Genomic DNA, 22991 nt, shown 5'->3' on the forward strand with positions numbered 1-22991 from the left:
GGCCAGAGGGTAACACCACTCGATGGCGTGAATGTCAGCGAGAGACATTTCGGGCGCGCGTCTCAGTCACTGGTCAGGGGGACAGGACCGGACGAAGAACCCCGTAGTGTTGTCCGTGTGACCGTGAACGCTGATACCCACGCCGTCGCCAAGGCGACCTGGCGAGACCTGCCCGCGGCGCAGCAGCCCGAGTACCCCGATGCCGAGGCTCTGCGCGATGTGATCGCGGACCTCGAGTCGTATCCTCCGCTCGTCTTCGCCGGCGAGTGCGACCAGCTGCGCGCCCGGATGGGAGCCGTCGCCCGTGGCGAGGCGTTCCTGCTCCAGGGCGGCGACTGCGCCGAGGCCTTCGACGCCGTGTCCGCCGACCACATCAGGGCCAAGCTCAAGACGCTGCTCCAGATGAGCGCCGTCCTCACCTACGCGGCCTCCGTGCCCGTCGTGAAGGTCGGCCGTATCGCCGGCCAGTACTCGAAGCCCCGCTCCAAGGGCACCGAGACCCGTGACGGCGTGACCCTGCCGACGTACCGCGGTGACTCGGTCAACGGCTTCGACTTCGACGAGAAGTCCCGCGTCCCGGACCCCGAGCGCCTGAAGCGGATGTACAACGCCTCCGCCTCCACGCTCAACCTGGTGCGCGCCTTCACCACCGGTGGCTACGCCGACCTGCGCCAGGTGCACGCCTGGAACCAGGACTTCGTGAAGTCGTCCCCCTCGGGCCAGCGCTACGAGCAGCTGGCGCGGGAGATCGACAACGCGCTGAACTTCATGAAGGCCTGTGGCACCGACCCGGCCGAGTTCAAGGCCGTCGAGTTCTACGCCTCCCACGAGGCGCTGCTGCTCGACTACGAGGGTGCGCTGACCCGTACGGACTCGCGCACCGGCAAGCTGTACGACACCTCCGGCCACATGGTCTGGATCGGTGAGCGCACCCGCCAGCTCGACCACGCCCACATCGAGTTCGCCTCGCAGATCGCGAACCCGATCGGCATCAAGCTGGGCCCGACCACCTCGGTGGACGACGCGCTGACGTACATCGACCGCCTCGACCCGGACCGCGAGCCGGGCCGGCTGACCTTCATCGTCCGCATGGGCGCCGACAAGGTCCGCGACAAGCTCCCCGAGCTGGTCGAGAAGGTCACCGCCTCCGGTGCGGTCGTCGCCTGGGTCACCGACCCGATGCACGGCAACACCTTCGAGGCCGCCTCGGGCCACAAGACGCGCCGCTTCGACGACGTCCTCGACGAGGTCAAGGGCTTCTTCGAGGTCCACAAGGGCCTCGGCACCCACCCGGGCGGCATCCACGTCGAGCTCACCGGTGACGACGTCACCGAGTGCGTGGGCGGCGGCGACGAGATCTTCGTCGACGACCTGCACCAGCGCTACGAGACGGCCTGCGACCCGCGTCTCAACCGCAGCCAGTCCCTGGACCTGGCCTTCCTGGTGGCGGAGATGTACCGCGATCAGTAAGTAGGTACCTACGACAGTGGGGCGCGGATCCATGTGATCCGCGCCCCATCGTCGTTGCCAGGGCTTTTGCGGTCCCTCGGTGCCGGGTAAGGTTAGGTTAGCCTTATCGATCACGGCGGGAGGTGAACCGCGATGTACGTCTGCTCATGCTTCGGTGTGACGGAGAAGCAGGTCAAGGCGCACGCCGACGCGGGCGCCTGCACGCCCCGCCAGATCGCCTCCGCCTGCAAGGCCGGCACGGACTGCGGTTCCTGTGTCCGTCGTATTCAGGCCATTCTCGGCCGCGGCAACTGCCCGCGACGGGACCTGCTGGACCAGGGGATGCCCGCGCTGGCCGCGGAGACCGTCACCGAACTCGGGGAAGCCGCCTAGGGCGAACCTCAGCTCGGCTGCTCGATGAGCGTCGAGATGTAGAGCGCCTCGCCCAGGGACTCGATCAGCTCCAGCTGTGTGTCCAGGTAATCGATGTGGTGCTCCTCGTCGGCCAGGATCTCCTCGAAGAGGTTGGCGGACGTGATGTCCCCCTTGGCCCGCATGACCTCGATCCCGCGCTTCAGGCGGTCGATCGCCTCGACCTCGACCTGGCGGTCCGCCTGGAACATCTCGGTCAGGGTCTGGCCGACCCGTACGTGGAAGAGCCGCTGGTAATTGGGCAGGCCGTCGAGCATCAGGATGCGCTCGGTCAGCTTGTCCGCGTGCTTCATCTCATCGATGGACTCTTCGCGGGTGTACTTGGCGAGCTTCGTCCACCCCTTGTTGTCCTGGATGCGGTAGTGCAGCCAGTACTGGTTGATGGCCGTCAGCTCGCCGGTCAGCTGCTCGTTGAGGAACTCGAGGACCTCGGGGTCGCCCTGCATCGCAGAGGCTCCTTCCACGTTACGTGTCTACGCCGTCACTGGGCAGGATGGCCGCATCCTCGCACCCCGAATGGGGGGCGTCCAGTAAGTGCAGGCTTAGTGGGAGTTGCCCGAATCGGGCCAGGCCGGAGGTCTCCTGGTCATAACCACCCCTCGCGGTCTGTCACCATGGATGGCATGGGTCGGACGGAGAGCGGAGAACACCGGGAAGCGGGGCAGCCGGATCGTTCGCCGGACCTTCCGCCGGGTCAGCGGCTCCAGCGCGGCTGGCCGGTCACCCATTACGGGCCCGTCCCCAAGTTCAAGCCGGACCGCTGGGAGTTCCGCGTCTTCGGCGCGACGGCCGACGGTGACAAGCGGTGCTGGAACCACGAGGAGTTCTCGGCCCTTCCGTTCTCCTCGGTCGTGGCCGATCTGCACTGCGTCACGAAATTCAGCATGCTCGGGGCCGAATGGGGTGGTGTGCCCGCCCGTACGATCCTCGAGCTCGCCCCGCCCGCGCCGCAGGTCACCCATGTGATGGTCTGGGCCGAGTACGGCTACAGCGCCAACATGCGACTCACCGACTTCGCCGACGAGCGCTCGATCTTCGCCACCCACATGGACGGGGAGCTGCTCACCGCCGAGCACGGATTCCCGCTGCGCCTGGTCGTCCCGCACCTGTACGCCTGGAAGGGCCCCAAGTGGGTCCGCGGCGTGGAGTACATGGCCGCCGACCGGCGGGGTTTCTGGGAGGAGCGGGGGTACCACAACCTCGGCGACCCCTGGACGGAGCAGCGGTACTCGTACCAGGAGGAACCGGGAGACGGCCCGGAGCTGTAGCGCTCCGGACCGTCGTCCGTCGGTGTGGCGTGTGTCGTTCGTTCCGTCGCTCAGTGGTGGTACTGGTGGACCACCGCGTGCCCCTTGCCCCGGCCGATCATCCACTTGTTGACGGGTGTGGTGATCACGAAGGCGGCGGCGAGCGCGATGGCGAGCACGATCCAGAAGATCGGGTCGGACAGGTGGGCGTCCATTGCGCCCGGCCAGAGGGCGATGACGCCGTTGTCGATGATCTCCATGACCGCGATGGACAGGGTGTCGGCGGCGAGCGCGACCTTGAAGGCTGTCTTGAAATCGACGCCGGCGGACAGGATGCCGCGCAGGGTGAGCGCGTAGCCGAAGAAGAAGGCCAGGATGATCGCGAGGGTCATCGTCTGTACGTTGCCCCAGCCGAGCGCGGTGCCGATGACCATGCCGAGGACCTCGCCGATGGCGCAGCCGGTGAGGCAGTGCAGCGTGGCCTTGGCGGCCATGGACCAGGAGGCCTTGCCGGGGGTGTGGTGAGCGCCGTGGCCTTCGTGGCCGGTGTGTGCTTCGTGGTCGGTGTGGGTGCCGTGGTCGTGATGGGCGTGCGCGTCGTGCTGCATCGGGTGCCCCCAGGGTCGGGTAGCGGTTCCTGCCTTCATGGCAACCGTATACCCCCCTGGGGTATTCCTCAACGGGAAATCGTGCGTCAGTCCCTCAGCTTCTTGAGCAGCTCCACGTCCGCGACGTGCCCCGCCGTGCCACCGGGCGTCTCGATGATCAGGGGCACACCCTCGGTCGCCGGGTGGCGGAGCAGGTTCCGGAACGCGTCCTCGCCGATGTGACCCACGCCGATGTTCGCGTGCCGGTCCTTGCGGGCGCCGACCACGTCCTGGGAGTCATTGGCGTGGATCAGCTTCAGCCGTCCCTCGCCCACGGTCGCCACCAGCTGGTCGAGCGTCTGCGCCGCGCCGTGCGGACCGGTCAGGTCGTGGCCGGCCGCGAAGATGTGGCAGGTGTCGAGGCAGATCCCCAGCTTCGGGTGCCGGTCGAGCGCGTCGAAGTACGGCCCGAAGTCCTCCGCGCGCGAGCAGAGCGAGAAGCCCTGGCCGGCCGTCGACTCCAGGAGCAGATCCGGGTCGTCCTCGTGCGTCAGCTCGTCGAGCAGCGGCAGCAGCCGCTCCCGGACCTGCGCGAGCGCCACCGCGCGCGGGCGGCCCCCGGTCGCCGAACCGGTGTGCACCACCACGCCCTTCGCGCCGATCTCCCGGCCCCGCCGCAGCGAGTGCCGCATCGACTCCACCGACTTCTCCGCGGTGGCCTCGGTGTGGGATCCGAAGTTGATCAGGTACGGGGCGTGGACCCAGGCCGAGATCGACTCGGCGGCGCACTCGGCGCGGAACCGTTCGTCCTCGGCGGGGTTCCCGGGCGGGGTGGCCCAGCCGCGCGGGTTGGCGACGAAGACCTGCACGGTCTCGGCGCCCAGCTCACGGGCGTAGCCGAGGCCGACCTTGGCCAGGCCACCGGCCACCGGGACGTGGCCGCCGACGGGGTTGCGCATCAGTGTCTACAGTCCCTTGATCGTGATCGTGACGGTGGAGCCCTCGGGCGCGGTGGAGCCGCCCTCCACGGACTGGCCCGTGACCTCGCTGCCCAGGTAGGGGAAGGACTTCTTGACCTCGACCTCGAAGCCCTCGTCCTCCAGGGCCGTACGGGCGTCGTCGACCGTCTCGCCGACGACGTCCGGGACCTCGACGAGCCGGGGGCCCTTGGAGACGGTGAGGGTGATGGTGTCGCCCTCGGCGGCGCGGCTGCCCTCGGCGAGTGACTGGGCGGCGACGGATCCGGCGGTCTCGGGGGAGTGGACCCGCTCCGGGGCGAGGACCACCTTGAGCCCCTCGTCCTGGAGCAGGGCCGTGGCGTCGTCGACGGTCTCGCCCGTGACGTCGGGGACGTCGATCGGGGATCCCTTGCTGACCACCAGGGCGACGGCCGAGTCGGGCGACCGCTCGGTCCCGGGCTCGGGGTCGGAGGCGATCACGGCCCCCTGGGCGACGGTGTCGCTGAACTTCTGGGTGATCACCCCGGCGACCAGGCCCTCCTTCGCGAGGACCCGCCTGGCCTCGGCGAGCGGCTTGTTCTTGAGGTTGGGCACCTTCACGAGCTCGGGGCCGCGGGACAGGGTCAGGGTGACCGTGCCGTTGCCGCGGAGGCGCTCGCCGGGCGCCGGGTCGACGGCCATGACGGTGCCGCGCTCGTACACGTCGCTGAACGCGCGCTTCGTCGTGCCGACCTCGAGCCCGGCGTCGGTGATCCGCTTCGTCGCCTCGGTCTCCGTCTGGCCGAGCACGGCGGGGACCCGGGTGAACTGGCCGGAATTGATGTACCAGACACCGGAGCCCAGGCCGAGGGCGAGCAGCACGCCCAGGACGAGGAGCAGCGGGCCGCGCGGGGGCCGTCGACGCCGGTCGGACGTGGGCGGCTCGGGGGCCGGCAGCCGGTTCGTGTGCAGCACCTGATGCGCGTCGGCGTCGGCGCCGGTGTCGGTGTGGGCGTGGGGCTCGACCGGTACGGCCCGGGCGATCACACTGGTCCGGTCGTCCGTGGTGTCCCGGGCCCCGGACCGGGCCTGCGGGGGCACGGCGTCCAGCTGCTCGTCACGGAGCGCGGCGCGGGCCTCCCGCAGCTGGGCGAGCAGGGCGACGGCGTCGTACGGGCGGACCTCGGGGTTACGTGCGGTCGCCGCAGCGACCAGCTCGTCCAGCTCCACGGCGAGCCCGGGAACGGTCGCCGAGGGGGCGGGCACGTCCGTGCTGAGGTGCTGGTAGAGCACCTGGGCGGGGGTGTCGCCGGAGTGCGGCTTGCCGCCGGTCAGCATTTCGTACAGGACGACACCGCAGGCGTACACATCGGCGCGGGTGTCGGCGGTGCCGTGCTCGATCTGCTCCGGCGCGAGATACGAGACGGTCCCGAGGACCGAGCCGGTGGTGGCGGTCGCCGAGCCCACGGCCCGTACGAGGCCGAAGTCGGCGACCTTGACCCGGCCGTCGTCCCCTATCAGGACGTTCTCCGGCTTCATGTCCCGGTGGACGAAGCCGGCCCGGTGCGCGGCGCCGAGCGCGGCGAGCACCGGCTCCAGGATGTCCAGGGCGGCCCGGGGCGGGAGGGCGCCGCGCTCGCGCAGGACGTCGCGGAGGGTGCAGCCGGCGACGTACTCCATCGCCAGATAGACGTACGCGCCCTCGGCGCCCTGGTCGAAGACGCCGACGACGTTCGGGTGCGACAGCCGGGCGACGGACTTCGCCTCGCGGATGAAACGCTCGACGAACGCGGCGTCCGTGGCGAGGGCGGGGTGCATCACCTTGAGCGCGAGGACGCGGTCGAGGCGGGTGTCCACGGCCCGGTAGACCGTGGCCATCCCGCCGACGGCGATGCGCGCGTCGACGCGGTAGCGGCCGTCGAGCAGCCGCCCGACGAGGGGGTCCTGAAGGGTCGTGTCCACGGCGACGAGTCTACGAGCCGGTGGGTGGGGGCTCGGCCGGGTGGCGACGACTGCAGCGCACCTGTGACGAGCCGCACGGCGGGGCCGGTCGGGGGCCGCTGCCGCCGTGGCCGTGGCCGTAGCCGTGGCCGGGCCCGGGTCGGGCCCGCGCCCGCCGCCCCCCGCCCGTGTGGGCATTCGTCCCGCGGGGCGGGACGGGTGGGCACACGGGACGGCGCCCTCTGGCGGCGCCTCCGCCCCTTGTGCCTGGACCCGCACCAGAAGTGCGCCGTGCACAGGGTGCGGGTCAGGGCGCAGGGAGCCTAGGCCCGGCAAGGGGCGCCGTCCGTTGTGCCCACCCGTTCCGCCCCAGCGGAACGAATGCCCACAACGGGGGTGGGTGGGGGTGGAGCCTCGGCGGAACGAATGCCCACAACGGGGGTGGGTGGGGGTGGAGCCTCGGCGGGGCCGTGGTCCACGACGGGGGTTGTGGGGGTGGAGGCCCGGCGGGGCCGTGGCCCACGACGGGGGTGGGTGGGGGTGGAGGCCCGGCCAGAGCGTGGCCCACGGCCGGGGGCACGACGCAGGGCGGCGACGGGTCGGGTTCCCGGCCGGGCGGGGGGTCCGTGACGGCGAGGGGGTTCGGGGGCTGCGGGTTCTAGAAGGCCGGGCGTTCCGGGTCCAGGGCTGCGCGGCCCGATGGGGGGGACGACGCCTCCGCGAAGTGGCGGCGCGGAATCCGCCCCGCCCGCCACGCCAGCCGCCCCGCCTCCACCGCGTGCCGCATCGCCGAAGCCATCAGGACCGGCTCCTGCGCGCGGGTCACCGCGGACGCCAGCATCACCGCCGCGCACCCCAGCTCCATCGCGAGCGCCGCGTCGGACGCCGTGCCCGCGCCCGCGTCGAGGATCACCGGCACCCCCGCCCGTTCCACGATCAGCTGGAAGTTGTGCGGGTTGCGGATGCCGAGCCCCGAGCCGATGGGGGAGCCGAGCGGCATGATCGCCGCGCAGCCCACGTCCTCCAGCTTCCGCGCGAGGACCGGGTCGTCGTTGGTGTAGGGGAGGACGGTGAAGCCGTCGTCGACCAGCGTCTCGGCCGCTTCGAGGAGCTCCTCCCCGTCCGGCAGTAGCGTCCGCTCGTCGGCGACGACCTCCAGCTTGATCCAGTCCGTGCCGAGCGCCTCCCGGGCCAGACGGGCGGTCAGGACCGCCTCGCCCGCCGTGAAGCAGCCCGCCGTGTTCGGCAGGACCCGGATGCCGAGCCGCTCCAGGACGGAGAGGACCGAGCCCTGGACGGTCGGGTCCAGGCGTCGCATCGCGACCGTCGTCAGCTCCGTACCGCTGGCGACCAGCGAGCGCTCCAGGACGTCGAGGCTGGGCGCCCCGCCGGTGCCCATGATGAGGCGGGAGGAGAACTCCGTACCGCCGAGGGTGAACACGTCGTCGGACATCGCGCTCAGCCTCCCTGGACCGCGGTGAGGACTTCCACCCGGTCGCCTTCGCCGAGGAGCGTCGTCTCCCATTCGCCGCGCGGTACGACCGTCTCGTTGAGGGCGGCGGCGACCCCGGAGCGGGCCTGGGTCAGGGTCGCCACGAGGGCGTCGAGGGAGACGGGGCCGGAGAGCACGCGGGCCTCTCCGTTCACGGACACGTTCATGCGGGCTGCTCCTGACGTACGGGGGCGGGCGCGGGGGCGAAACGGCGGGGGGTGAAGGGGCGGGCCTCGTCGGGGAGGGCACCCGTGGTGAGCACCTCGGCCATGACGTCGCCGGTGACGGGGGTGAGCAGGACCCCGTTGCGGTAGTGGCCGGTGGCCAGGTGCAGGCCGGGCAGGGCGGTGGGGCCGAGCAGCGGCGCGTTGTCGGGGGACGCGGGGCGCAGGCCCGCCAGGGTCTCGGTCAGCGGCAGCTCCGTGAGCCCGGGAACGAGCTCATGGGCGTCGCGCAGCAGCTCGTACACCCCGCCCGCCGTCACCGTGGTGTCCCAGCCGAGCTCCTCGCTGGTGGCGCCGACGACGAGTTCGCCGTTCTCGCGGGGCACCAGGTAGACGTGGCTGCCGCGGACGACGGCCCGGACCGTCCGGGAGAGGAAGGGGGCGTACGGGGCCGGGATCCGGAGCCGCAGGACCTGGCCCTTCACTGGGCGGACCGGCGGGAGGACCTCGTCCGGCACGCCCGCGAGGCGGCCGCTCAGGCTGCCCGCGGCGAGGACGACCTGGTCGGCCAACAGCTCCCCGCCCCCGGCGAGCACGACACCGCGCGCCCGGTCCCGTACCACCGTCAGGCGCTGTGCGAGGGCGCGGTGGAAGACCACCCCGGCCCGTTCGCAGGCGACGAGGAGCGCGGCGGCGAGCCGGCGCGGATCGACCTGGTGGTCGCCGTCCACCCGGAGCCCGCCGCGCACCCCCGGGGCCAGCATCGGTTCGAGGCGGCGGCACTCGCGGCCGCTGAGCCACTCCGAGGTGAGCCCGCAACGGATCTGCAGGGCGTGCAGTTCGCGCAGGTGGGCCCGGTCGTCGGCGTCGAGGGCGACGGCGAGGGTGCCGCAGGCGCGGTAGCCGACGTCGTGGCCGGTGGCGTCCTCCAGCTCGGCGACGAACGCGGGATAGCGCGCGGCAGAGGCGAGGTTGAGCCCGAGGAGGGTCTCCTCGCCGTAGTGCAGTTCGGTGACGGCGGCGAGCATCCCGGCCGCGACGTGTGCGGCGCCGCCGCCCGGGGCCGGGTCGACCACCGCGGTACGCATGCCGCGTCGCGCGGCCCGCCAGGCCGTGACCAGGCCGATGATGCCGCCCCCGACGACGAGGACGTCGGTCCCGGACGCACGGTCCTCGGACGCGTGGACTTCGGAAGAACGCATGGGCGTCCAGCCCCTCCCTTCGCCGGCATGACCCGGATCAGGTTCGTACGGTCGGAGGCCGTCCCAGCCTCCCTCTCAGCCCGGTGCGTCCGGGCTCCCGCGAGTGCTTTACGCCCGACACACTAGCTTCCGCTTCCGGTGAGCCGCAGACCCCTCCCTTCCTGACGGTCCGTCAGATGCGTAAGGTGGTCGGGTGAGCGAGCAGAAGCAGGCAGAACAGCACGTCGTGATCGTCGGCGCCGGGATGGCGGGCGTCCAGACCGCCGTCGCCCTGCGCGAGCAGGGTTTCACCGGCCCCGTGACCCTCATCGGGGCCGAACCCCACCAGCCCTACGACCGGCCCCCGCTCTCCAAGGCCGTCCTCCTCGGCAAGGCCGAGGGCTCCGCCTTCGACATCGACTTCGAGGAGCTCGGCATCGAGCTCCGCCTCGGCCTCGACGTCACCGGGCTGCGCCCCGCCGACCACGAGATCGACACCGAGGCCGGGCCCGTCGGGTACGACGCCCTGGTCGTCGCCACCGGCGCCCAGCCCGTCACCCTGCCCGGCACCGAGGGCGTCCCCGGCGTCCATCTGCTGCGGACCCTCGACGACGCCGTACGCCTCGGGCCCGTCCTGGAGCGCCGGCACAGCGTCGTGGTCGTCGGCGCCGGATGGATCGGCGCCGAATTCGCCACCGCCGCGCGCGAGGCCGGCTGCGCCGTCACCGTCGTCGAGGCCGCCGACCGCCCCCTCGCCGGAGCCCTGCCCGCCGAGGTCACCGCCCCCATGGCCGAGTGGTACGGCGAGAACGGCGCCGAACTCCTCACCCACGCGCGCGTCCGCACCGTCGAGCCCGGTGAGCCGGGCAGGGTCGTCCTCGCCGACGCCCGCGAGCTGCCCGCCGACGCGGTCGTCGTCGGCATCGGCGCCCTCCCCGCCACCGGCTGGCTCACCGGCTCCGGGATCGCCCTCGACCCGAGCGGCGCCGTCACCGCCGACGAGCGGCTGCGCACCAACCTGCCCGATGTGTACGCCGTCGGGGACTGCGCCTCCTTCCCCTCCGCCCGCTACGGGCGGCGCCTCCTCGTCCACCACTGGGACAACGCGCTCCAGGGGCCCCGCACGGTCGCCGCGACGATCATCGGGGCCGGTGCGGGGGCGGACTCCGCGCCGTACGACCCCGTGCCGTACTTCTGGTCCGAGCAGTTCGGCCGCTTCGTCCAGTACGCCGGGCACCACGCGGATGCGGACGAGCTGCTCTGGCGCGGCGACCCGGCCGAGAAGACCTGGTCCGTGCTGTGGCTGCGCGCCGGGGTCCCGGTGGCCCTCCTCGCGGTGGGCCGCCCCCGCGACCTGGCCCAGGGCCGCAAGCTCATCGAGACGGCCACCGCCGTCGACCCCACGCGCGCCGCGGACCCGTCCGTCCCCCTGAAGGCGGCAGTCGCCTAGGGCCCGACTACCGACTGTCAGTCCGGGATGGCAGGCTTGTCCTGTGACCGAGATTGACGTAAAGATCGATGCGCTCGTCCCCGCCTGGCTCTATGTGCCCGACATCGCGGAGATGCTCGATGTCGAGGTGACGCGCGTGCGGCAGCTGATCAAGGAAGGTCAGCTCATCGCCGTGCGCCGTGGAGAGAACAACGCCCTGCAGATTCCCGCCGCCTTCATCCAGGGCGACAAGATCGTCAAGGGCCTCGTCGGGCTCCTGACCGTGCTGCGGGACGACGGCTTCACCGACGAGGAGATGCTGGAGTGGCTCTTCACTCCGGACGAGAGCCTGCCGGGCACGCCCGCGCAGGCGCTCAACGAGAACCGCGGCACGGAGGTGAAGCGCCGCGCGCAGGCGCTCGCCATCTGACGCGGCACCGAAGGACACCATGAGCGGATGTCGCGGCGGTCGGCCCCACGGCCGGTCGCCGCGACACCCGCGCCACACCGCCGGGGTCCCACCCCGACACCCACGGGGTACCACCCCGTGACACCGCCGGGGAGCCACCCCGCGACACCCACGGGGAGTCACCTCGTGAGACCGACGGGGTACCACCCCGTGACACCGACGGGGGAACCATCCATGCCCACGCCTCGTGAGCTGCTCGCCGACGCCCGGCTCTACCTGTGCACCGATGCCCGGAAGCGCCAGGGCGACCTGCCCGCCTTCCTCGACGCCGTGCTCTCCTCCGGCGTGGACATCGTGCAGCTCCGCGACAAGGGCATGGAGGCGGGTGAGGAGCTGGAGCACCTCGCCGTCTTCGCCGACGCCGCCCGCCGGCACGGCAAGCTCCTCGCCGTGAACGACCGGGCCGACGTCGCCCACGCCATCGGCTCCGACGTACTGCACCTGGGCCAGGGCGACCTGCCCGTACCCGCCGCCCGGGCGATCCTCGGCGGCCGTGACGACGTGCTGATCGGCCGGTCCTGCCACGCCGAGACCGAGGCGGCCGCGGCCGCCGTCGAACCCGGCGTCGACTACTTCTGCACCGGACCCTGCTGGCCCACCCCCACCAAGCCCGGCCGGTACGCGCCGGGCCTCGGCCTCGTGCGGTACACGGCGGGCCTGGCCCAGGACCGCCCCTGGTTCGCCATCGGCGGCATCGACGAGACGAATCTGGACGAGGTCCTGGACGCGGGTGCGCGCCGGATCGTCGTCGTCCGGGCGATCACCGAGGCCGACGACCCGGCCGCCGCGACGGCCGCCCTCGCCAAGCGGGTCCGGGAGCGCGCCGCGGAATAGGACTTCCGGCCGACGGCCCGGGATCTGATCGGCGTCCCGGGGCCCGTTCGGTGGCCCCGGGGCTCGTGGCGCGGCTCGCGGGGCCCTCGGAGGTTCGTCCAGCGATCCGTCCCGCCGGCTGTCCAAAACTGTGTCCATTACTCGGACACCGTTCACGTCCCTCGCCGAGGCCCGTCTAACCTGCCCGTATGGCCCTTGGTACCGCTTCCGTCCGCTCGGACCGCGCCCGCACGGTCCGCGAGATCCTCGCCGCCGGCGGCACGTCGTACTCCTTCGAGTTCTACGCGCCCCGGACCGAGAAGGGCGAGCAGGGCCTCTGGAACGCGATGCGCCGCGTCGAGGCGGTCGGACCGAGCTTCGTCTCCGTGACCTACGGCGCCGGCGGCTCCACCCGCGGCGGCACCGTGAAGGCGACGCAGAAGATCGCCTCCGACACCACGCTCACCCCGGTCGCCCACCTCACGGCGGTCGACCACTCGGTCGCCGAGCTGCGCAACGTCCTCGGCCAGTACGCCGACGCCGGCATCCGCAACATGCTCGCGCTGCGCGGCGACCCGGCGGGCGACCCGCTGGGCGAGTGGGTCGAGCACCCCGAGGGCGTGAAGTACGCCGCCGACCTCGTCCGGCTGATCAAGGAGTCCGGCGACTTCTGCGTCGGCGTCGCCGCCTTCCCGGAGATGCACCCCCGCTCCAGCGACTGGGACACGGACATCCGGCACTTCGTGGACAAGTGCCGCGCGGGTGCCGACTACGCGATCACCCAGATGTTCTTCGACCCGGAGAACTACCTGCGGCTGCGGGACAGCGTCGCGAAGGCGGGCTGCGAGACCCCGATCATCCCCGAGGTCATGCCCGTCGTGAACGTGAAGACCCTCGGCCGACTGCCCCAGCTGAGCAACGCTCACTTCCCCGCGGATGTGAAAGACCGCATCCTCGCCGTCAAGGACGATCCCGCCGCTGTACGCTCCATCGGTATCGAGTTCGCGACGGAGTTCTGCGCGCGGCTGCTCTCCGAGGGTGTCCCCGGACTGCACTTCATCACGCTGAACAGCTCCACCGCGACGCTCGAGATCTACGAGAATCTCGGACTGCACCAGCAGTCGTGACCGGTCGTACCCGCCCCGACCCGCGGCGGTGACCGTGGAGAGGGGCGGCGGGGCATGGGGTGGACGGTCCTCTACATCGCGTTCGGCGTGGTCGCGCTATGGCTTCTGGGGGAGGTGCTCCTCCAGTACAAGGCACGCCTGCGCTGGCGGGTGCTCGCCTTCTGCGGCTTCCTCGGCGTGGTCCTCGGTGTCCTGATGCCCTCGGTGCCGGTGATCATCGCCGGGGCGATCGCCTTCGCCGTCGGCCAGACCTATGTGACGCTCTCCTTCCGCCGCGGCTTCTCCACCGGCTGGGCGATCGGCGGCAGTCCGGGCGCGAGCCGTCGCCGCAGGTCGGGCGGTCCTGCGCAGGCCGGGCCCACCCTTGAGGTCACCGAGCTCTCCTACGAGGCCGAGGACACCCCGTACGCCGGGCCGGAGGGCGGGGAGGCTCCGTCCGCCGCCGAGACCTCCGCTGTCTACGAGCCGCTGCCGATGCCCGAGGACACCGGCCAGTACGGCGTCTACAGCATGGGCCAGGACCAGGCCCACGGTGCTTCCCAGCCCCCCGGCACCGGCTACGAGACGGGCTACCAGACCGGGTACGACCCCTACGCGCCCGCGTACGATCAGCAGCAGCCCGCCTACGACTACGGCCAGGCCGCCGGGCAGCAGCAGTACGCCGCCTACTCCGACCCGTACATCGGCCCCGGCACGGACGGCCAGCAGTACGGCTCGTACTACGGCGACCCGTACGCCCCCTCGTACACCTACGACACCCCGCCCGGCGGGGTCTGGGTCCCGCAGCAGCGCGACACCGAGCAGGCGCCGCAGCCGCAGCAGCAGCCGCAGGGACCGGGCCCGTACGGCTACGAGCAGCACCCGGACGACCAGCAGCAGTACCGGTACTGACCGACCGTGGGGCCCGGCGCGTCCGCCGGGCCCCACGTCCGTCTACCGGGAGCCGCGGAAGTCCGCGCCCTCCACGATGAATCCCGCCACCAGCGCGCCCGACATGCCCGCGTGGGCGAGCCCGCCGCCCGGGTGGGACCAGCCGCCCGCGAACCAGAGCCCCGGCAGCGGGGAGCGGTTGCCGGCCGGGAGCAGCTCTCCGCCGGCCCCGGCGAGCGCGGGCCCCGGCACCTCGGCGACTCCGGTGTCCCGCCGAACGTCCTCCGGGGTGCGCACGTGCTGCCACAACAGCCGCTCCCGCAGCCCCGGGACCGCGTGCCCGGCCGCCTCCACCATCAGCCCGGCGAAGGACTCCCACCCGGCCGCGTCCCGCTCAGGAGACGTACGGACGGTCGCCGTGACCGTCACCGACTCGTGGTCCGCGTCCGGGCGCAGCGCCGGGTCGTCCGGGCGCAGCACCGTCACCGTCGGCCACTCGCCCGCCGCGTGGACGACGGTGCGGTGGACCGCCTCCGCCTCCCGGGGGCCGCGCAGCGCCAGACAGACCGTCACCCGGCTGGTCCCGGTGACCTGGTGGCGCGGCCCGTCGCCGCCGTGACCCCACTCGACGACGTGATCGCGGTGGAGCGCGGGCACCGGAGCGCCGGAGACGACATGGTCGGCCTCCACGGTCTCGCCGCCCGTCAGCCGGACACCGACCGCCCGGCCGTCCTTCTCCAGGACGCCCTCCACCGGCGTGTCGAAGACGAACTCGACCCGCCGCTTCCGGCAGCGCTCGTACACCGCGTCGGCGAGTGCCCGCAGGCCCCCGCCCACGTACCAGCTGCCGAAGGTCTGCTCCATGTACGGCAGGACGGCGGCCGAGGCCGGGGCCGTCGCCGGGTCGAAACCGTACGACCACGCGTACGCGTCGAGCAGGGCCGCCAGCCGGGGATCGCGCAGCTCCCGCGCCCCGACCTGCGCGAGCGTCGTCGTCGGGCGGCGCAACAGGCCCGCCTTCAGGGCCGGGTACGGCTCACGGGCCAGCGGCGCCAGGTCGGCCGGCTGCGGCTCCTCCAGGAGCGGGCGGCGGGTGCGGTCCCAGGCCTCGCGGGCCCGCACCAGGAAGTCGCCCCAGCGCTCGCCCGCGCCCGAGCCGAGCGCGGCGTCCAGGGCGGCGACCGTACCGGCCCGGGAGGCGTTCGGCAGGTCCACGCGGGTGCCGTCGGCGAAGACATGACGGCTCGCCGGGTCGACCTGCGCCAGCGTGACGCAGTCCTCCAGCGGTTCCTTGCCGGTCTTCACGAACAGGTCCCGGTACACGGCCGGCAGATGCAGCAGCCCCGGGCCCGTGTCGAAGGCGAACCCGTCGCGCTCGAAGCGGCCGACCGCCCCGCCGTACGTCGTCCCCCGCTCGTACACCGTCACCCGGTGGCCCGCCACGGCCAGCCGGGCCGCCGTCGCCATGGCGCCGAGTCCCGCGCCGATCACCACAATCCGTGCCATGCCGGCGACTTTATCCGGCGCCCCGGACGGTCCTGAACAGGGTCAGAAGTGTTCCGAACCGTCGCCGGACTGCGGCCGGGCACGGGCGCGGGCCTCCGCGTCGGCGAGCTGTCTCTCCTCGCGCCGCTGCGACCTGCGGCGCAGGAAGCGGCGGATCCGTTGGGCGAGGAAGACCAGTATCACCAGGCCGAGGGCGAGCAGCACGGCCGCGATGATCGCCGCCGCCAGCGGATGGAAGAGCGCGAAGGTGACGACGGCCGCCACCCCGAGGTCCTCCGCCAGGCTCAGCGCGACATTGGAGAACGGCTCGGGCGTGGTGTTGACCGCCATCCTCGTCCCGGCCTTGACGAAGTGGCTCAGCAGGGCCGTGGGACCGCCGACCGCGCCGGCCGCCAGCTCGGGCAGCGAACCGTTCTGTCCGGCGAGCAACGCGCCGACCACGGCCCCCGCGATCGGCCGGATCACCGTGTGGACGGAATCCCATATCGAGTCGACGTACGGGATCTTGTCCGCCACCGCCTCGCACAGGAAGAGCACGCCGGCCGCGACGAGGACATCGGTGCGCTGCAAGGACTCGGGCACCTCGTCGGTGAGCCCGGTCGCGCCGAAGACGCCGAACAGCAGGACCACCGCGTACGCGTTGATCCCGCTCGCCCAGCCGCTGGTGAACACCAGGGGGAGTACGGACACGCCCGCGATCGTAACCAGTCTGAGTACCCGTACCTAGGGGGCGAGATGAGTAGGTACGCGGATGAGTCCGGGACGCCGAGACGGAAGAGTGGAGTCCACGGAAGGGGCGCGGCCCGGGAACCGCCGACACGGGGCGGCGGAACCGGGGCCGCGTGCCTGCCGCAACGGGGCACGGGGGTGTCACGGGGGACATACGGCGAAGGCCGGTCCGGCGGGGCTCGGGGGGATCGAGCCTCGACGGACCGGCCTTTTCCGCATGGAACGACAGGCCCTGAAGCCTGTCCGGCAGATCGGTCGGCGGTGTCGGACGGCCCTAGCGGCCGCCCACCCGGCCGTGCAGCAGGCGCGAGAGCGCCGCGTGCACGTCGTCGAGGGAGCGCTCGCTCTGGAACGCCTGCCAGTCGAGCGCCGCCACGAGCACCATCCCGACCAGCGCCGCCGCCGTCAGCTGGACGTCGATCTCGTCGCTCAGCTCACCGGCCGCGACCGCCTCCCGCAGCACCCCCTCGACCACGGCGACGGCCTCCTGGCGGACCACCAGGAGCGTGGAGTTCCAGGCCCGGTTGGTGCGCCAGAGCTCGGCCACGTACAGCTGGGTGAAGGCCGGGTAGCGGTCGATGAAGACGAGGCCCGCCCGGATCATCGCGTCCAGCGCGTCGACCCGGCTGCCGCCGCGCCCGGCGGTCTCCTCGGCCGCCGTCCGCAGTGAGGCCGTGAGCAGCGAAACGCCGTGGCGCAGCAGCTCCTCGAAGAGCTCGGTCTTGCTCTTGAAGTTGTAGTAGACCGTGCCCTTGGCCACGCCGGCCCGCTCGGCGATCTCGTCCACCGTCGTCGCGGAGAAGCCCTGCTCCGCGATGAGGGTGACGGCCGCCTCGTAGAGCTTCGCGCGGGTGGCCTGGCGTCGGGTGCTGCTGCTGTCCATGGGGTCGATTCTCACAGGTGTCGCGGGTGTCACCGGCCCCGTCTCACAGGGTCAGTTCGGGGTGGAGCCGGTCGAGCGTCCAGACCTGCTTCCGGCGGGCGGACACGGCGGTCAGGGCCAGGGCGCCCAGGGTGAACGCGGCGAGCACCGCGCAGGCCTGCCAGACGGGCCCGATCCCGCCGCCCGTGATCAGCCGGCGCAGGGCCTCGACCACGTAGGTCATCGGCAGGAAGGGGTGGACGGCGTTGAAGAAGCCCGGACTGGTCTGAACGGGGTACGTGCCGCCCGCCGAGGTCAGCTGGAGCATCAGGACCGCGAGGACCAGGATCCGGCCGGCCGCGCCGAAGCGGGCGTTGAGCCACTGGATGATCGCGGAGAAGCAGCAGGTGACCAGGGCGAGGAAGCCGACGGTGCCGGCGGCGCGGTCCATCTGGAGGCCGAGGCCCCAGTGCAGGACCGACATGAGGGCCGCGACCTGGAGGATGCCGATCGCCGCCACCGGGAGCCAGCCCGCGAGGGCGATCCGCCAGGCGGAGCCGCCGGCGGCCAGCGCGCGCCGGTTCAGCGGCTGGATGATCATGTACGCGACCATCGCGCCGACCCAGAGGGAGAGCGGGATGAAGTACGGGGCGAAACCGGTGCCGTAGTTCGGCGCCTTGTGCATCGACTGGGAGGCCAGCTGCACGGGATCGGCCATGACCTCCGTACGCCGGTCGCGGTCCTGCTCGTCGTAGTCGGGGATCCGGTCGACCCCGTCCTTCAGTCCGGAGGCGAGGGTGCCCGAGCCGTCGGCCAGCTTGAACAGACCGCCGTCGAGGTCGCCCGCGCCCTTCTTGAGCTTGCCGACGCCGGTGTCGAGGTTCACGGAGCCGGTCTTCGCGCCGCTGATGCCGGTGTGCAGCTTCTCCGCGCCGGCGGCGACCTTCCGCGCGCCCGCGTTGAGCTCGTTGATCTTCCGGATGGCGTCCTCGACGTCCTCGTCGAGGTGCGGGGCGCGGCGGGCCAGCTCGTCGGCCTGCTTCGTGAGCTTCACGAGCCGCGCGTCGAGGGTCTTGAGGTCGCCCTTGCTGTCCTTGGTCAGCTCGTGGACGTCGTCCGCGATGGTGGCGACGTCGTCGGCCGCGACCGAGGCCTTCTTGAGCTTGGCGCAGATCTCGGGGAACTCGGCGGCCGCCTCCGGCTTCGCCGCGCACTCCTCCTGGTGGATCTTGGCCAGCTCGTCGTCGGCCACATGGGCCGCGCTACGGATCACCGGGGCGCGCTTCGCCAGGACGTCGAGGTTGTGGCGGACGGCGGTGGCGGAGTCCGAGACGAGCCGGGCGGTGTCGCGGATCGACCTGCCGTTGTTCGCCAGATAGGGGCGGACCTTGTCGGCGGTGCCGTTCACCTTGTCGGCGAGGGACTGCGTGCCGTCGGCGACCTTGCGGGAGCCGCTCTCCACGTCCTTGGCGCCCTTGTCGAGCTTCTTCATGCCGGCGGCCAGGTCGCCGCTGCCGGTCTTGGCGTCCTTGAGGCCGTTCGCCAGGTCCTTCGAGCCCTTCTTCGCCTTGTCCACGCCCTGCTTGAGGTCGCTCGCGCCCTTGGCGGCCTTCGCGGTGGCGTCGTGGATGTCGGAGAAGGAGATGAAGATCTTGTCGAGGAAGGTCCGGGAGGACTTGGTGGACGCGGCGGTGCGGACCTCGGAGAACACCGTCCGGGAGATCTGGCCGACGATGTAGTTGTTGGCGTCGTTCGTCCGCACCCGCAGGGCGCCGGTCTCGGGGGAGTCGCCCGAGCTGGAGGCGATGCGCGAGCTGAAGTCGCCGGGCATGGTCAGGGACAGGTAGTACGTGCCGTCCTCGACGCCCTCGCGCGCCTCGGCGTCGCTCACCTGGTGCCAGGCGAAGGTGTTGCTGTCCAGGAGCCCCTTGGTGATGTCGTCACCGGCGTTGATCTTCTTGCCGTCGGTGGTGGCGCCCCGGTCCTCGTTGACGAGGGCGACGGGGATCTTGTCGAGCCTGCTGTACGGATCCCAGAACGAGTACAGGTACAGGGCGCCGTACAGCAGCGGCAGCAGCAGGATCGCGACGAGCGCGGCGCGCGGCAGCTTTCCCCTGCCGAAGCGCTTCAGCTCAAGCGCGGCCAGTTTCGGCGAGCGCATCGGCCGCCCCCTCCTCGGTCGTGTCTTCGGTGGAGCTTTCGGCGGAGTCCTCGGTGAGGTCGCCGTCGGCCTCGGACGCCTCGTCGGTGGCCTCGTCGTCGGTGGCGTCGATGGCGCCGGTGGCCTCGTCGGTGGTGGCGTCGGTGGTGGCGTCGAGCGTGGTGATCCGCAGGGCGCCCTCGGGGGCCTCGCTGCAGACCGCAAGGACGGTGGTCCCGGAGTCGGCCACCGAGCGCAGCAGCGCCCAGGCCTCGGCGCGGTCGGTGTCCGAGAGCTTCAGGTCCGTGTCGTCCACGGCGAGCAGCCGGGGCCGGCCGACCAGGGCCAGGGCGACCGAGAGCCGCAGCGCTTCGAGGCGCTCCAGATCCCGTACGGAGGTCCGCTCGCCCTTCGGCAGGGCGGCAAGGTCCAGCCCCGCGGCCGCCACGGCCTCGTCGATCCGGGCGCGGGCCGCCGCGCGCCGTTCGGACGGGCGGCGCAGGAACGTCCGGACGGAGCCGTCGAACCGGCGCTGGAGCAGGGCCCGCTCGCCCAGGTGCTCGGCCACCGTGAAGGCGGGGTCGAGCTCGCTGACGCCGGGGACGTGCCCGAGGGCGCTGATCCGGCGCACCGCGGCCATCCTCTTGGGCAGCGGCAGGCCGCCGACCTCGGCGGTGCCCTCCTTGGTCCTCATCCGGCCGGTGAGCGCGAGCAGCAGACAGGTGCGGCCCGAGCCCGAGGGCCCCTCGATCGCCACCAGCGTGCCCGGCTCGGCCCGGAAGGAGACCTCCCGGAAGGCCCAGCCGCGCGGCCCCTTCAGTCCGAATCCGTCCGTGACGACGGCGGCGCCGTGCGGCCGCTCCTCGGCTTCCGCTCCCACCGGCCCACCCCCCGATTCCCCTTTTTGAACTGACTGGTCAGTGCAAAAGTTACCCCTGAGTCGGGTTTTCAGGCAAAACCCCAGGTCAGGGCGATTGTCAGTGGGGCCGGGCACGATGGACACATACGGCCACGAAGCCGTCACGCGACGACAGGAGGACTCGTCATGGCAAGCCCTTCCGCAGCAGCCGCGCCCCGCCGACGCCCCGCCCCCGTGCAGACGGGCCCTGCGTCCGACATTCACCCCGTCCCGCGCGCCGCCGCCCCGCCGGCCGCCCTCGACCTCCTCGCCAAGGCGAGCGCCGGACTCGCCGAGGCCGCCACGCTCGACCGCCCCCACGAGCGGTACGCCGCGGCCCACCTCGCCGCCCTGCGGGCCGCCGCCGCCGTGCTGGCCGCCCGGGCCAGGCCCGAGACCGGGCCCCGCCGCAGACAGCGGATACGGAGCGCCTGGGAGCTCCTGGCCGAGCTGGCGCCCGAGCTGACCGAGTGGTGCGCCCTCTTCGCCTCCGGAGCCGAGCGCAGGGCCCGTGCCGAGGCCGGGATCGCCGGCGCGGCGACCCGGCGCGAGGCCGACGACCTGCTCAGGGACGCCGCGTACTTCCTGCGCCTGGTCGAGCGGCTGCTCGTTCTCCAGCCGGTGCTGCCCCGGCAGCCGGGCGCGGACGAGGCCGGCGGCTGACCGCGGCGCGGCCCGGGGTGCCGTCGCCGATCGGGCCGGGCTCGCGGCGCGATCGGCAAGGCACCCCCCAGGCCATAGGGTGGGGGCGTCCGTACCCGTCACCGAGGAGTCAACAGCCGTGCCGGACCCTTCCCCTGTCTTCGGTCGAGAGGCGACCTCGCGCCCGTCGCGCGCCTCCCTGCGTACCGCCGTCGTCTGGGACGTCCTCAAGGACGCCCTCGACCGCCGGGTCGAGGCCACCGGGAAGGACAGCCTCGACGTCCTCGACACCGGCGGCGGCTCCGGGAACTTCGCCGTGCCGGTCGCCCGCCTCGGTCACCGGGTCACCGTCGTCGACCCCAGCCCCAACGCGCTCTTCGCGCTGGAGCGCCGGGCCGCCGAGGCCGGGGTCGCCGACCTCGTCACCGGCGTCCAGGGCGACATCAGCGGCCTCTTCGACGTGGTCGGGCGCGAGAGCTACGACGTGGTGCTCTGCCACGGCGTCCTGGAGTACGTCGACGACCCCGCCGAGGGCGTACGGAACGCGGTCGCCGCGCTCCGTCCCGCCGGCAGCCTCAGCCTGCTCGCCGCCGGACTCGGCGGCGCGGTCCTGGCCCGCGCCCTCGCCGGCCACTTCACCGAGGCCCGCCACGCGCTCTCCGACCCGGCGGGCCGCTGGGGCACCGGCGACCCCGTACCCCGGCGCTTCACCGCCGAGCAGCTCACCGAACTGGCCGACGGGGCCGGTCTGGCGGTCGGCGCGGTACACGGTGTCCGGGTCTTCGCCGACCTCGTTCCCGGCGTCCTCGTCGACACCGAACCCGGTGCCGCCGAGGCCCTGCTCAAGCTGGAGGCCGCCGCCGCCGAGCTGCCCTCCTTCCACGCCATCGCCACCCAGCTGCACGTACTGGGCGAGAAGCGGGCCTGAGCCGGCCGGCCACCCTTTCGGCGGTGCGGGCCGCGGCACTCCATGGAGTACGCCACAGCCCGCCCGATCACGGGCTCTGCCCCGTATGATCGGGGGACAGCATCCGGCATGACGGAGGAGGGCCTGGGGAATCAACGCCTCAGCAACCGATCCGCATGGCGGCCCGGATTGGCTATTCGGCATTGAGGGCGGGTTTCACGGGGGCGATTCCCTGCCTATCCTGAAAGGGCCGCAAACCGGTCGCCCCCGCGACCGACGACTAGGAGGACTCCGTGCCGCTCTCGGAGCACGAGCAGCGAATGCTCGAGCAGATGGAGCGAGCGCTGTACGCCGAAGATCCCAAGTTCGCGACAGCGCTCGAGGGAAGCGGACTGCGTACGTACACCCGGCGACGGGTCTACCAGGCAGTCGCCGGCTTCCTGGTGGGTATCGCGCTCCTCATGGCCGGAATGGTCGCACAGCAGATCTGGATCAGCGTGGTGGGGTTCCTCGTCATGCTGGGCTGCGCGGTCCTGGCGGTCACCGGATGGCGCAAGGCGCCCAAGCCGGGCGAGCAGCAGCAGGCCACCAGAGGTGGGACGACGGCCGGTGGCCGTCAGACCCGGCAGCGACGCTCCATGATGAACCGGATGGAAGAGCGGTGGCAGCGCCGCCGCGATGAGCAGCAGGGTGGCGGCCACTGAGGGCCCGCTGAGCGGAGGCCCCGCGACATTCTGAGACGGAGCCCTGTGGGACCCGCGCGTCGGCGCGGGCCCCACAGGGCTCCGTCGCACACCTAGGACCCCACGGGTGGGCGCGGGCCGCAGCCCGCGCCCACCCGTCGCGGGCTACGGCCCGCGCACCCCGCTGCGGGCTGCGGCCCGCGCACCCGGTTGCGGGCTACCGCCCGCCACCCCCGTTGTGGGCATTCGTTCCGCTGGGGCGGAACGGGTGGGCACAACGGACGGCGCCCCGTGCCGGGCCTAGGCTCCCGCGCCTGAACCCGCACCGGGAGCGCGCCGCACAACTGGGTGCGGGTCAAGGCACAAGGGGCGGAGGCGCCGCCAGAGGGCGCCGTCCCGTGTGCCCACCCGTCCCGCCCCAGCGGGACGATTGCCCACACGGGGGGTGGGAGCGGGCGCGGCGTGTGCCCACACGGGGGGTGGGA

General features: G+C 72.5%; 23 protein-coding genes and 1 riboswitch. Of the genes, 11 read left to right on the forward strand and 12 right to left on the reverse strand.

The genetic code is table 11. The features are described 5' to 3' along the window. Window positions 1–123 precede the first annotated feature (123 nt). Together N5875_RS28300 and N5875_RS28305 are read left to right on the forward strand one after the other, a co-directional pair. Entirely contained in the window at window positions 124–1470 is a 1347-nt protein-coding gene (locus N5875_RS28300) for a 3-deoxy-7-phosphoheptulonate synthase class II (protein WP_318211262.1), read from the forward strand. 132 nt (window positions 1471–1602) lie between these two features. Continuing rightward, a complete protein-coding gene (locus N5875_RS28305) occupies window positions 1603–1842 on the forward strand; it encodes a (2Fe-2S)-binding protein (protein WP_055598849.1) in 240 nt (79 codons plus the stop codon). Between the two features lie 8 nt (window positions 1843–1850). On the opposite strand, the gene bfr is transcribed toward N5875_RS28305, so the two are convergent. After that, window positions 1851–2327, reverse strand: coding sequence for a bacterioferritin (bfr, locus tag N5875_RS28310; protein WP_030314454.1), 477 nt, complete (start codon window positions 2325–2327; stop codon window positions 1851–1853). Window positions 2328–2504: 177 nt separating this feature from the next. On the opposite strand from bfr, the gene N5875_RS28315 reads away from it, so the two are divergent. Then, complete coding sequence (locus tag N5875_RS28315) at window positions 2505–3149, forward strand: sulfite oxidase-like oxidoreductase (protein WP_318211260.1); 645 nt, start codon at window positions 2505–2507, stop codon at window positions 3147–3149. Window positions 3150–3199: 50 nt separating this feature from the next. On the opposite strand, the gene N5875_RS28320 is transcribed toward N5875_RS28315, so the two are convergent. From N5875_RS28320 to thiO, 6 genes are all read right to left on the reverse strand, one after another. Continuing rightward, a complete protein-coding gene (locus N5875_RS28320) occupies window positions 3200–3736 on the reverse strand; it encodes a DUF4396 domain-containing protein (RefSeq protein ID WP_318211259.1) in 537 nt (178 codons plus the stop codon). Window positions 3737–3822: 86 nt separating this feature from the next. Beyond that, window positions 3823–4674 carry a deoxyribonuclease IV gene (locus tag N5875_RS28325; protein WP_318211258.1) on the reverse strand — a complete coding sequence of 284 codons (852 nt, stop codon included), beginning with the start codon at window positions 4672–4674 and terminating at the stop codon, window positions 3823–3825. A 6-nt stretch (window positions 4675–4680) separates the two neighbouring features. After that, window positions 4681–6615: a Stk1 family PASTA domain-containing Ser/Thr kinase gene (gene pknB, locus N5875_RS28330; RefSeq protein ID WP_338496982.1), complete on the reverse strand. Its 1935-nt coding sequence runs from the start codon at window positions 6613–6615 to the stop codon at window positions 4681–4683. Window positions 6616–7252: 637 nt separating this feature from the next. Next, window positions 7253–8047, reverse strand: a complete 795-nt coding sequence (locus N5875_RS28335; RefSeq protein ID WP_318211256.1) for a thiazole synthase — start codon at window positions 8045–8047, stop codon at window positions 7253–7255. Window positions 8048–8052: 5 nt separating this feature from the next. After that, window positions 8053–8253: a sulfur carrier protein ThiS gene (thiS, locus tag N5875_RS28340; protein ID WP_318211255.1), complete on the reverse strand. Its 201-nt coding sequence runs from the start codon at window positions 8251–8253 to the stop codon at window positions 8053–8055. Beyond that, window positions 8250–9452 carry a glycine oxidase ThiO gene (thiO, locus tag N5875_RS28345; protein ID WP_318211254.1) on the reverse strand — a complete coding sequence of 401 codons (1203 nt, stop codon included), beginning with the start codon at window positions 9450–9452 and terminating at the stop codon, window positions 8250–8252. The genes thiS and thiO overlap by 4 nt, the downstream gene beginning before the upstream one ends. Continuing rightward, window positions 9450–9563: riboswitch (TPP riboswitch) on the reverse strand. (Overlaps the previous gene by 3 nt.) 82 nt (window positions 9564–9645) lie before the next feature. Between thiO and N5875_RS28350 the strand changes: the two genes are divergently transcribed. The 5 genes from N5875_RS28350 to N5875_RS28370 all read left to right on the forward strand — a co-directional run bounded on the left by N5875_RS28350 (window position 9646) and on the right by N5875_RS28370 (window position 14160). Further along, window positions 9646–10881, forward strand: coding sequence for an FAD-dependent oxidoreductase (locus N5875_RS28350; RefSeq protein ID WP_338496984.1), 1236 nt, complete (start codon window positions 9646–9648; stop codon window positions 10879–10881). A 43-nt stretch (window positions 10882–10924) separates the two neighbouring features. Continuing rightward, complete coding sequence (locus N5875_RS28355) at window positions 10925–11290, forward strand: Rv2175c family DNA-binding protein (protein WP_318211252.1); 366 nt, start codon at window positions 10925–10927, stop codon at window positions 11288–11290. 213 nt (window positions 11291–11503) lie between these two features. Then, a complete protein-coding gene (gene thiE, locus N5875_RS28360) occupies window positions 11504–12163 on the forward strand; it encodes a thiamine phosphate synthase (RefSeq protein WP_318211251.1) in 660 nt (219 codons plus the stop codon). Between the two features lie 188 nt (window positions 12164–12351). Further along, the gene (gene metF, locus N5875_RS28365; protein WP_318211250.1) at window positions 12352–13269 is read left to right on the forward strand and encodes a methylenetetrahydrofolate reductase [NAD(P)H]; all 918 of its coding nucleotides are present in this window, start codon (window positions 12352–12354) and stop codon (window positions 13267–13269) included. 54 nt (window positions 13270–13323) lie between these two features. Continuing rightward, on the forward strand, window positions 13324–14160 hold the full coding sequence (locus N5875_RS28370; protein WP_338496986.1) for a hypothetical protein: 837 nt from the start codon (window positions 13324–13326) through the stop codon (window positions 14158–14160). Between the two features lie 42 nt (window positions 14161–14202). Here N5875_RS28370 and N5875_RS28375 read toward each other — a convergent pair whose 3' ends face one another. From N5875_RS28375 to N5875_RS28395, 5 genes are all read right to left on the reverse strand, one after another. Further along, the gene (locus N5875_RS28375) at window positions 14203–15645 is read right to left on the reverse strand and encodes an NAD(P)/FAD-dependent oxidoreductase (RefSeq protein ID WP_318211248.1); all 1443 of its coding nucleotides are present in this window, start codon (window positions 15643–15645) and stop codon (window positions 14203–14205) included. Window positions 15646–15687: 42 nt separating this feature from the next. Continuing rightward, the gene (locus N5875_RS28380) at window positions 15688–16335 is read right to left on the reverse strand and encodes a DUF4126 domain-containing protein (protein WP_338496988.1); all 648 of its coding nucleotides are present in this window, start codon (window positions 16333–16335) and stop codon (window positions 15688–15690) included. A gap of 313 nt (window positions 16336–16648) precedes the next feature. Continuing rightward, window positions 16649–17257 (reverse strand): TetR/AcrR family transcriptional regulator, encoded by a 609-nt coding sequence (locus N5875_RS28385; RefSeq protein ID WP_055604150.1) that lies wholly within the window; start codon window positions 17255–17257, stop codon window positions 16649–16651. A gap of 43 nt (window positions 17258–17300) precedes the next feature. After that, window positions 17301–19397, reverse strand: coding sequence for a YhgE/Pip domain-containing protein (locus N5875_RS28390; protein ID WP_338496990.1), 2097 nt, complete (start codon window positions 19395–19397; stop codon window positions 17301–17303). Then, complete coding sequence (locus N5875_RS28395; RefSeq protein ID WP_338496991.1) at window positions 19369–20256, reverse strand: ATP-binding cassette domain-containing protein; 888 nt, start codon at window positions 20254–20256, stop codon at window positions 19369–19371. The genes N5875_RS28390 and N5875_RS28395 overlap by 29 nt, the downstream gene beginning before the upstream one ends. A gap of 165 nt (window positions 20257–20421) precedes the next feature. Between N5875_RS28395 and N5875_RS28400 the strand changes: the two genes are divergently transcribed. From N5875_RS28400 to N5875_RS28410, 3 genes are all read left to right on the forward strand, one after another. Continuing rightward, window positions 20422–20937 (forward strand): SAV_6107 family HEPN domain-containing protein, encoded by a 516-nt coding sequence (locus N5875_RS28400; protein WP_338496992.1) that lies wholly within the window; start codon window positions 20422–20424, stop codon window positions 20935–20937. Window positions 20938–21055: 118 nt separating this feature from the next. Beyond that, the gene (locus N5875_RS28405; protein WP_318211242.1) at window positions 21056–21844 is read left to right on the forward strand and encodes a methyltransferase; all 789 of its coding nucleotides are present in this window, start codon (window positions 21056–21058) and stop codon (window positions 21842–21844) included. Between the two features lie 272 nt (window positions 21845–22116). Continuing rightward, window positions 22117–22527 carry a DUF3040 domain-containing protein gene (locus N5875_RS28410; RefSeq protein WP_030314489.1) on the forward strand — a complete coding sequence of 137 codons (411 nt, stop codon included), beginning with the start codon at window positions 22117–22119 and terminating at the stop codon, window positions 22525–22527. The last annotated feature ends 464 nt before the right edge of the window (window positions 22528–22991 follow it).

Source organism: Streptomyces sp. SJL17-4 (genome assembly GCF_036826855.1).
Classification (GTDB): domain Bacteria; phylum Actinomycetota; class Actinomycetes; order Streptomycetales; family Streptomycetaceae; genus Streptomyces.

Coding starts and splice junctions, on each gene's coding strand:
- N5875_RS28375 (WP_318211248.1), bottom strand. CDS start 15,645: ATGGCACGGATTGTGGTGATCGGCGCGGGACTCGGCGCCATGGCGACG.
- N5875_RS28315 (WP_318211260.1), top strand. CDS start 2,505: ATGGGTCGGACGGAGAGCGGAGAACACCGGGAAGCGGGGCAGCCGGAT.
- N5875_RS28320 (WP_318211259.1), bottom strand. CDS start 3,736: ATGCAGCACGACGCGCACGCCCATCACGACCACGGCACCCACACCGAC.
- N5875_RS28390 (WP_338496990.1), bottom strand. CDS start 19,397: ATGCGCTCGCCGAAACTGGCCGCGCTTGAGCTGAAGCGCTTCGGCAGG.
- thiS (WP_318211255.1), bottom strand. CDS start 8,253: ATGAACGTGTCCGTGAACGGAGAGGCCCGCGTGCTCTCCGGCCCCGTC.
- N5875_RS28335 (WP_318211256.1), bottom strand. CDS start 8,047: ATGTCCGACGACGTGTTCACCCTCGGCGGTACGGAGTTCTCCTCCCGC.
- bfr (WP_030314454.1), bottom strand. CDS start 2,327: ATGCAGGGCGACCCCGAGGTCCTCGAGTTCCTCAACGAGCAGCTGACC.
- thiO (WP_318211254.1), bottom strand. CDS start 9,452: ATGCGTTCTTCCGAAGTCCACGCGTCCGAGGACCGTGCGTCCGGGACC.
- thiE (WP_318211251.1), top strand. CDS start 11,504: ATGCCCACGCCTCGTGAGCTGCTCGCCGACGCCCGGCTCTACCTGTGC.
- N5875_RS28400 (WP_338496992.1), top strand. CDS start 20,422: ATGGCAAGCCCTTCCGCAGCAGCCGCGCCCCGCCGACGCCCCGCCCCC.
- N5875_RS28305 (WP_055598849.1), top strand. CDS start 1,603: ATGTACGTCTGCTCATGCTTCGGTGTGACGGAGAAGCAGGTCAAGGCG.
- N5875_RS28385 (WP_055604150.1), bottom strand. CDS start 17,257: ATGGACAGCAGCAGCACCCGACGCCAGGCCACCCGCGCGAAGCTCTAC.
- N5875_RS28370 (WP_338496986.1), top strand. CDS start 13,324: ATGGGGTGGACGGTCCTCTACATCGCGTTCGGCGTGGTCGCGCTATGG.
- metF (WP_318211250.1), top strand. CDS start 12,352: ATGGCCCTTGGTACCGCTTCCGTCCGCTCGGACCGCGCCCGCACGGTC.
- N5875_RS28325 (WP_318211258.1), bottom strand. CDS start 4,674: ATGCGCAACCCCGTCGGCGGCCACGTCCCGGTGGCCGGTGGCCTGGCC.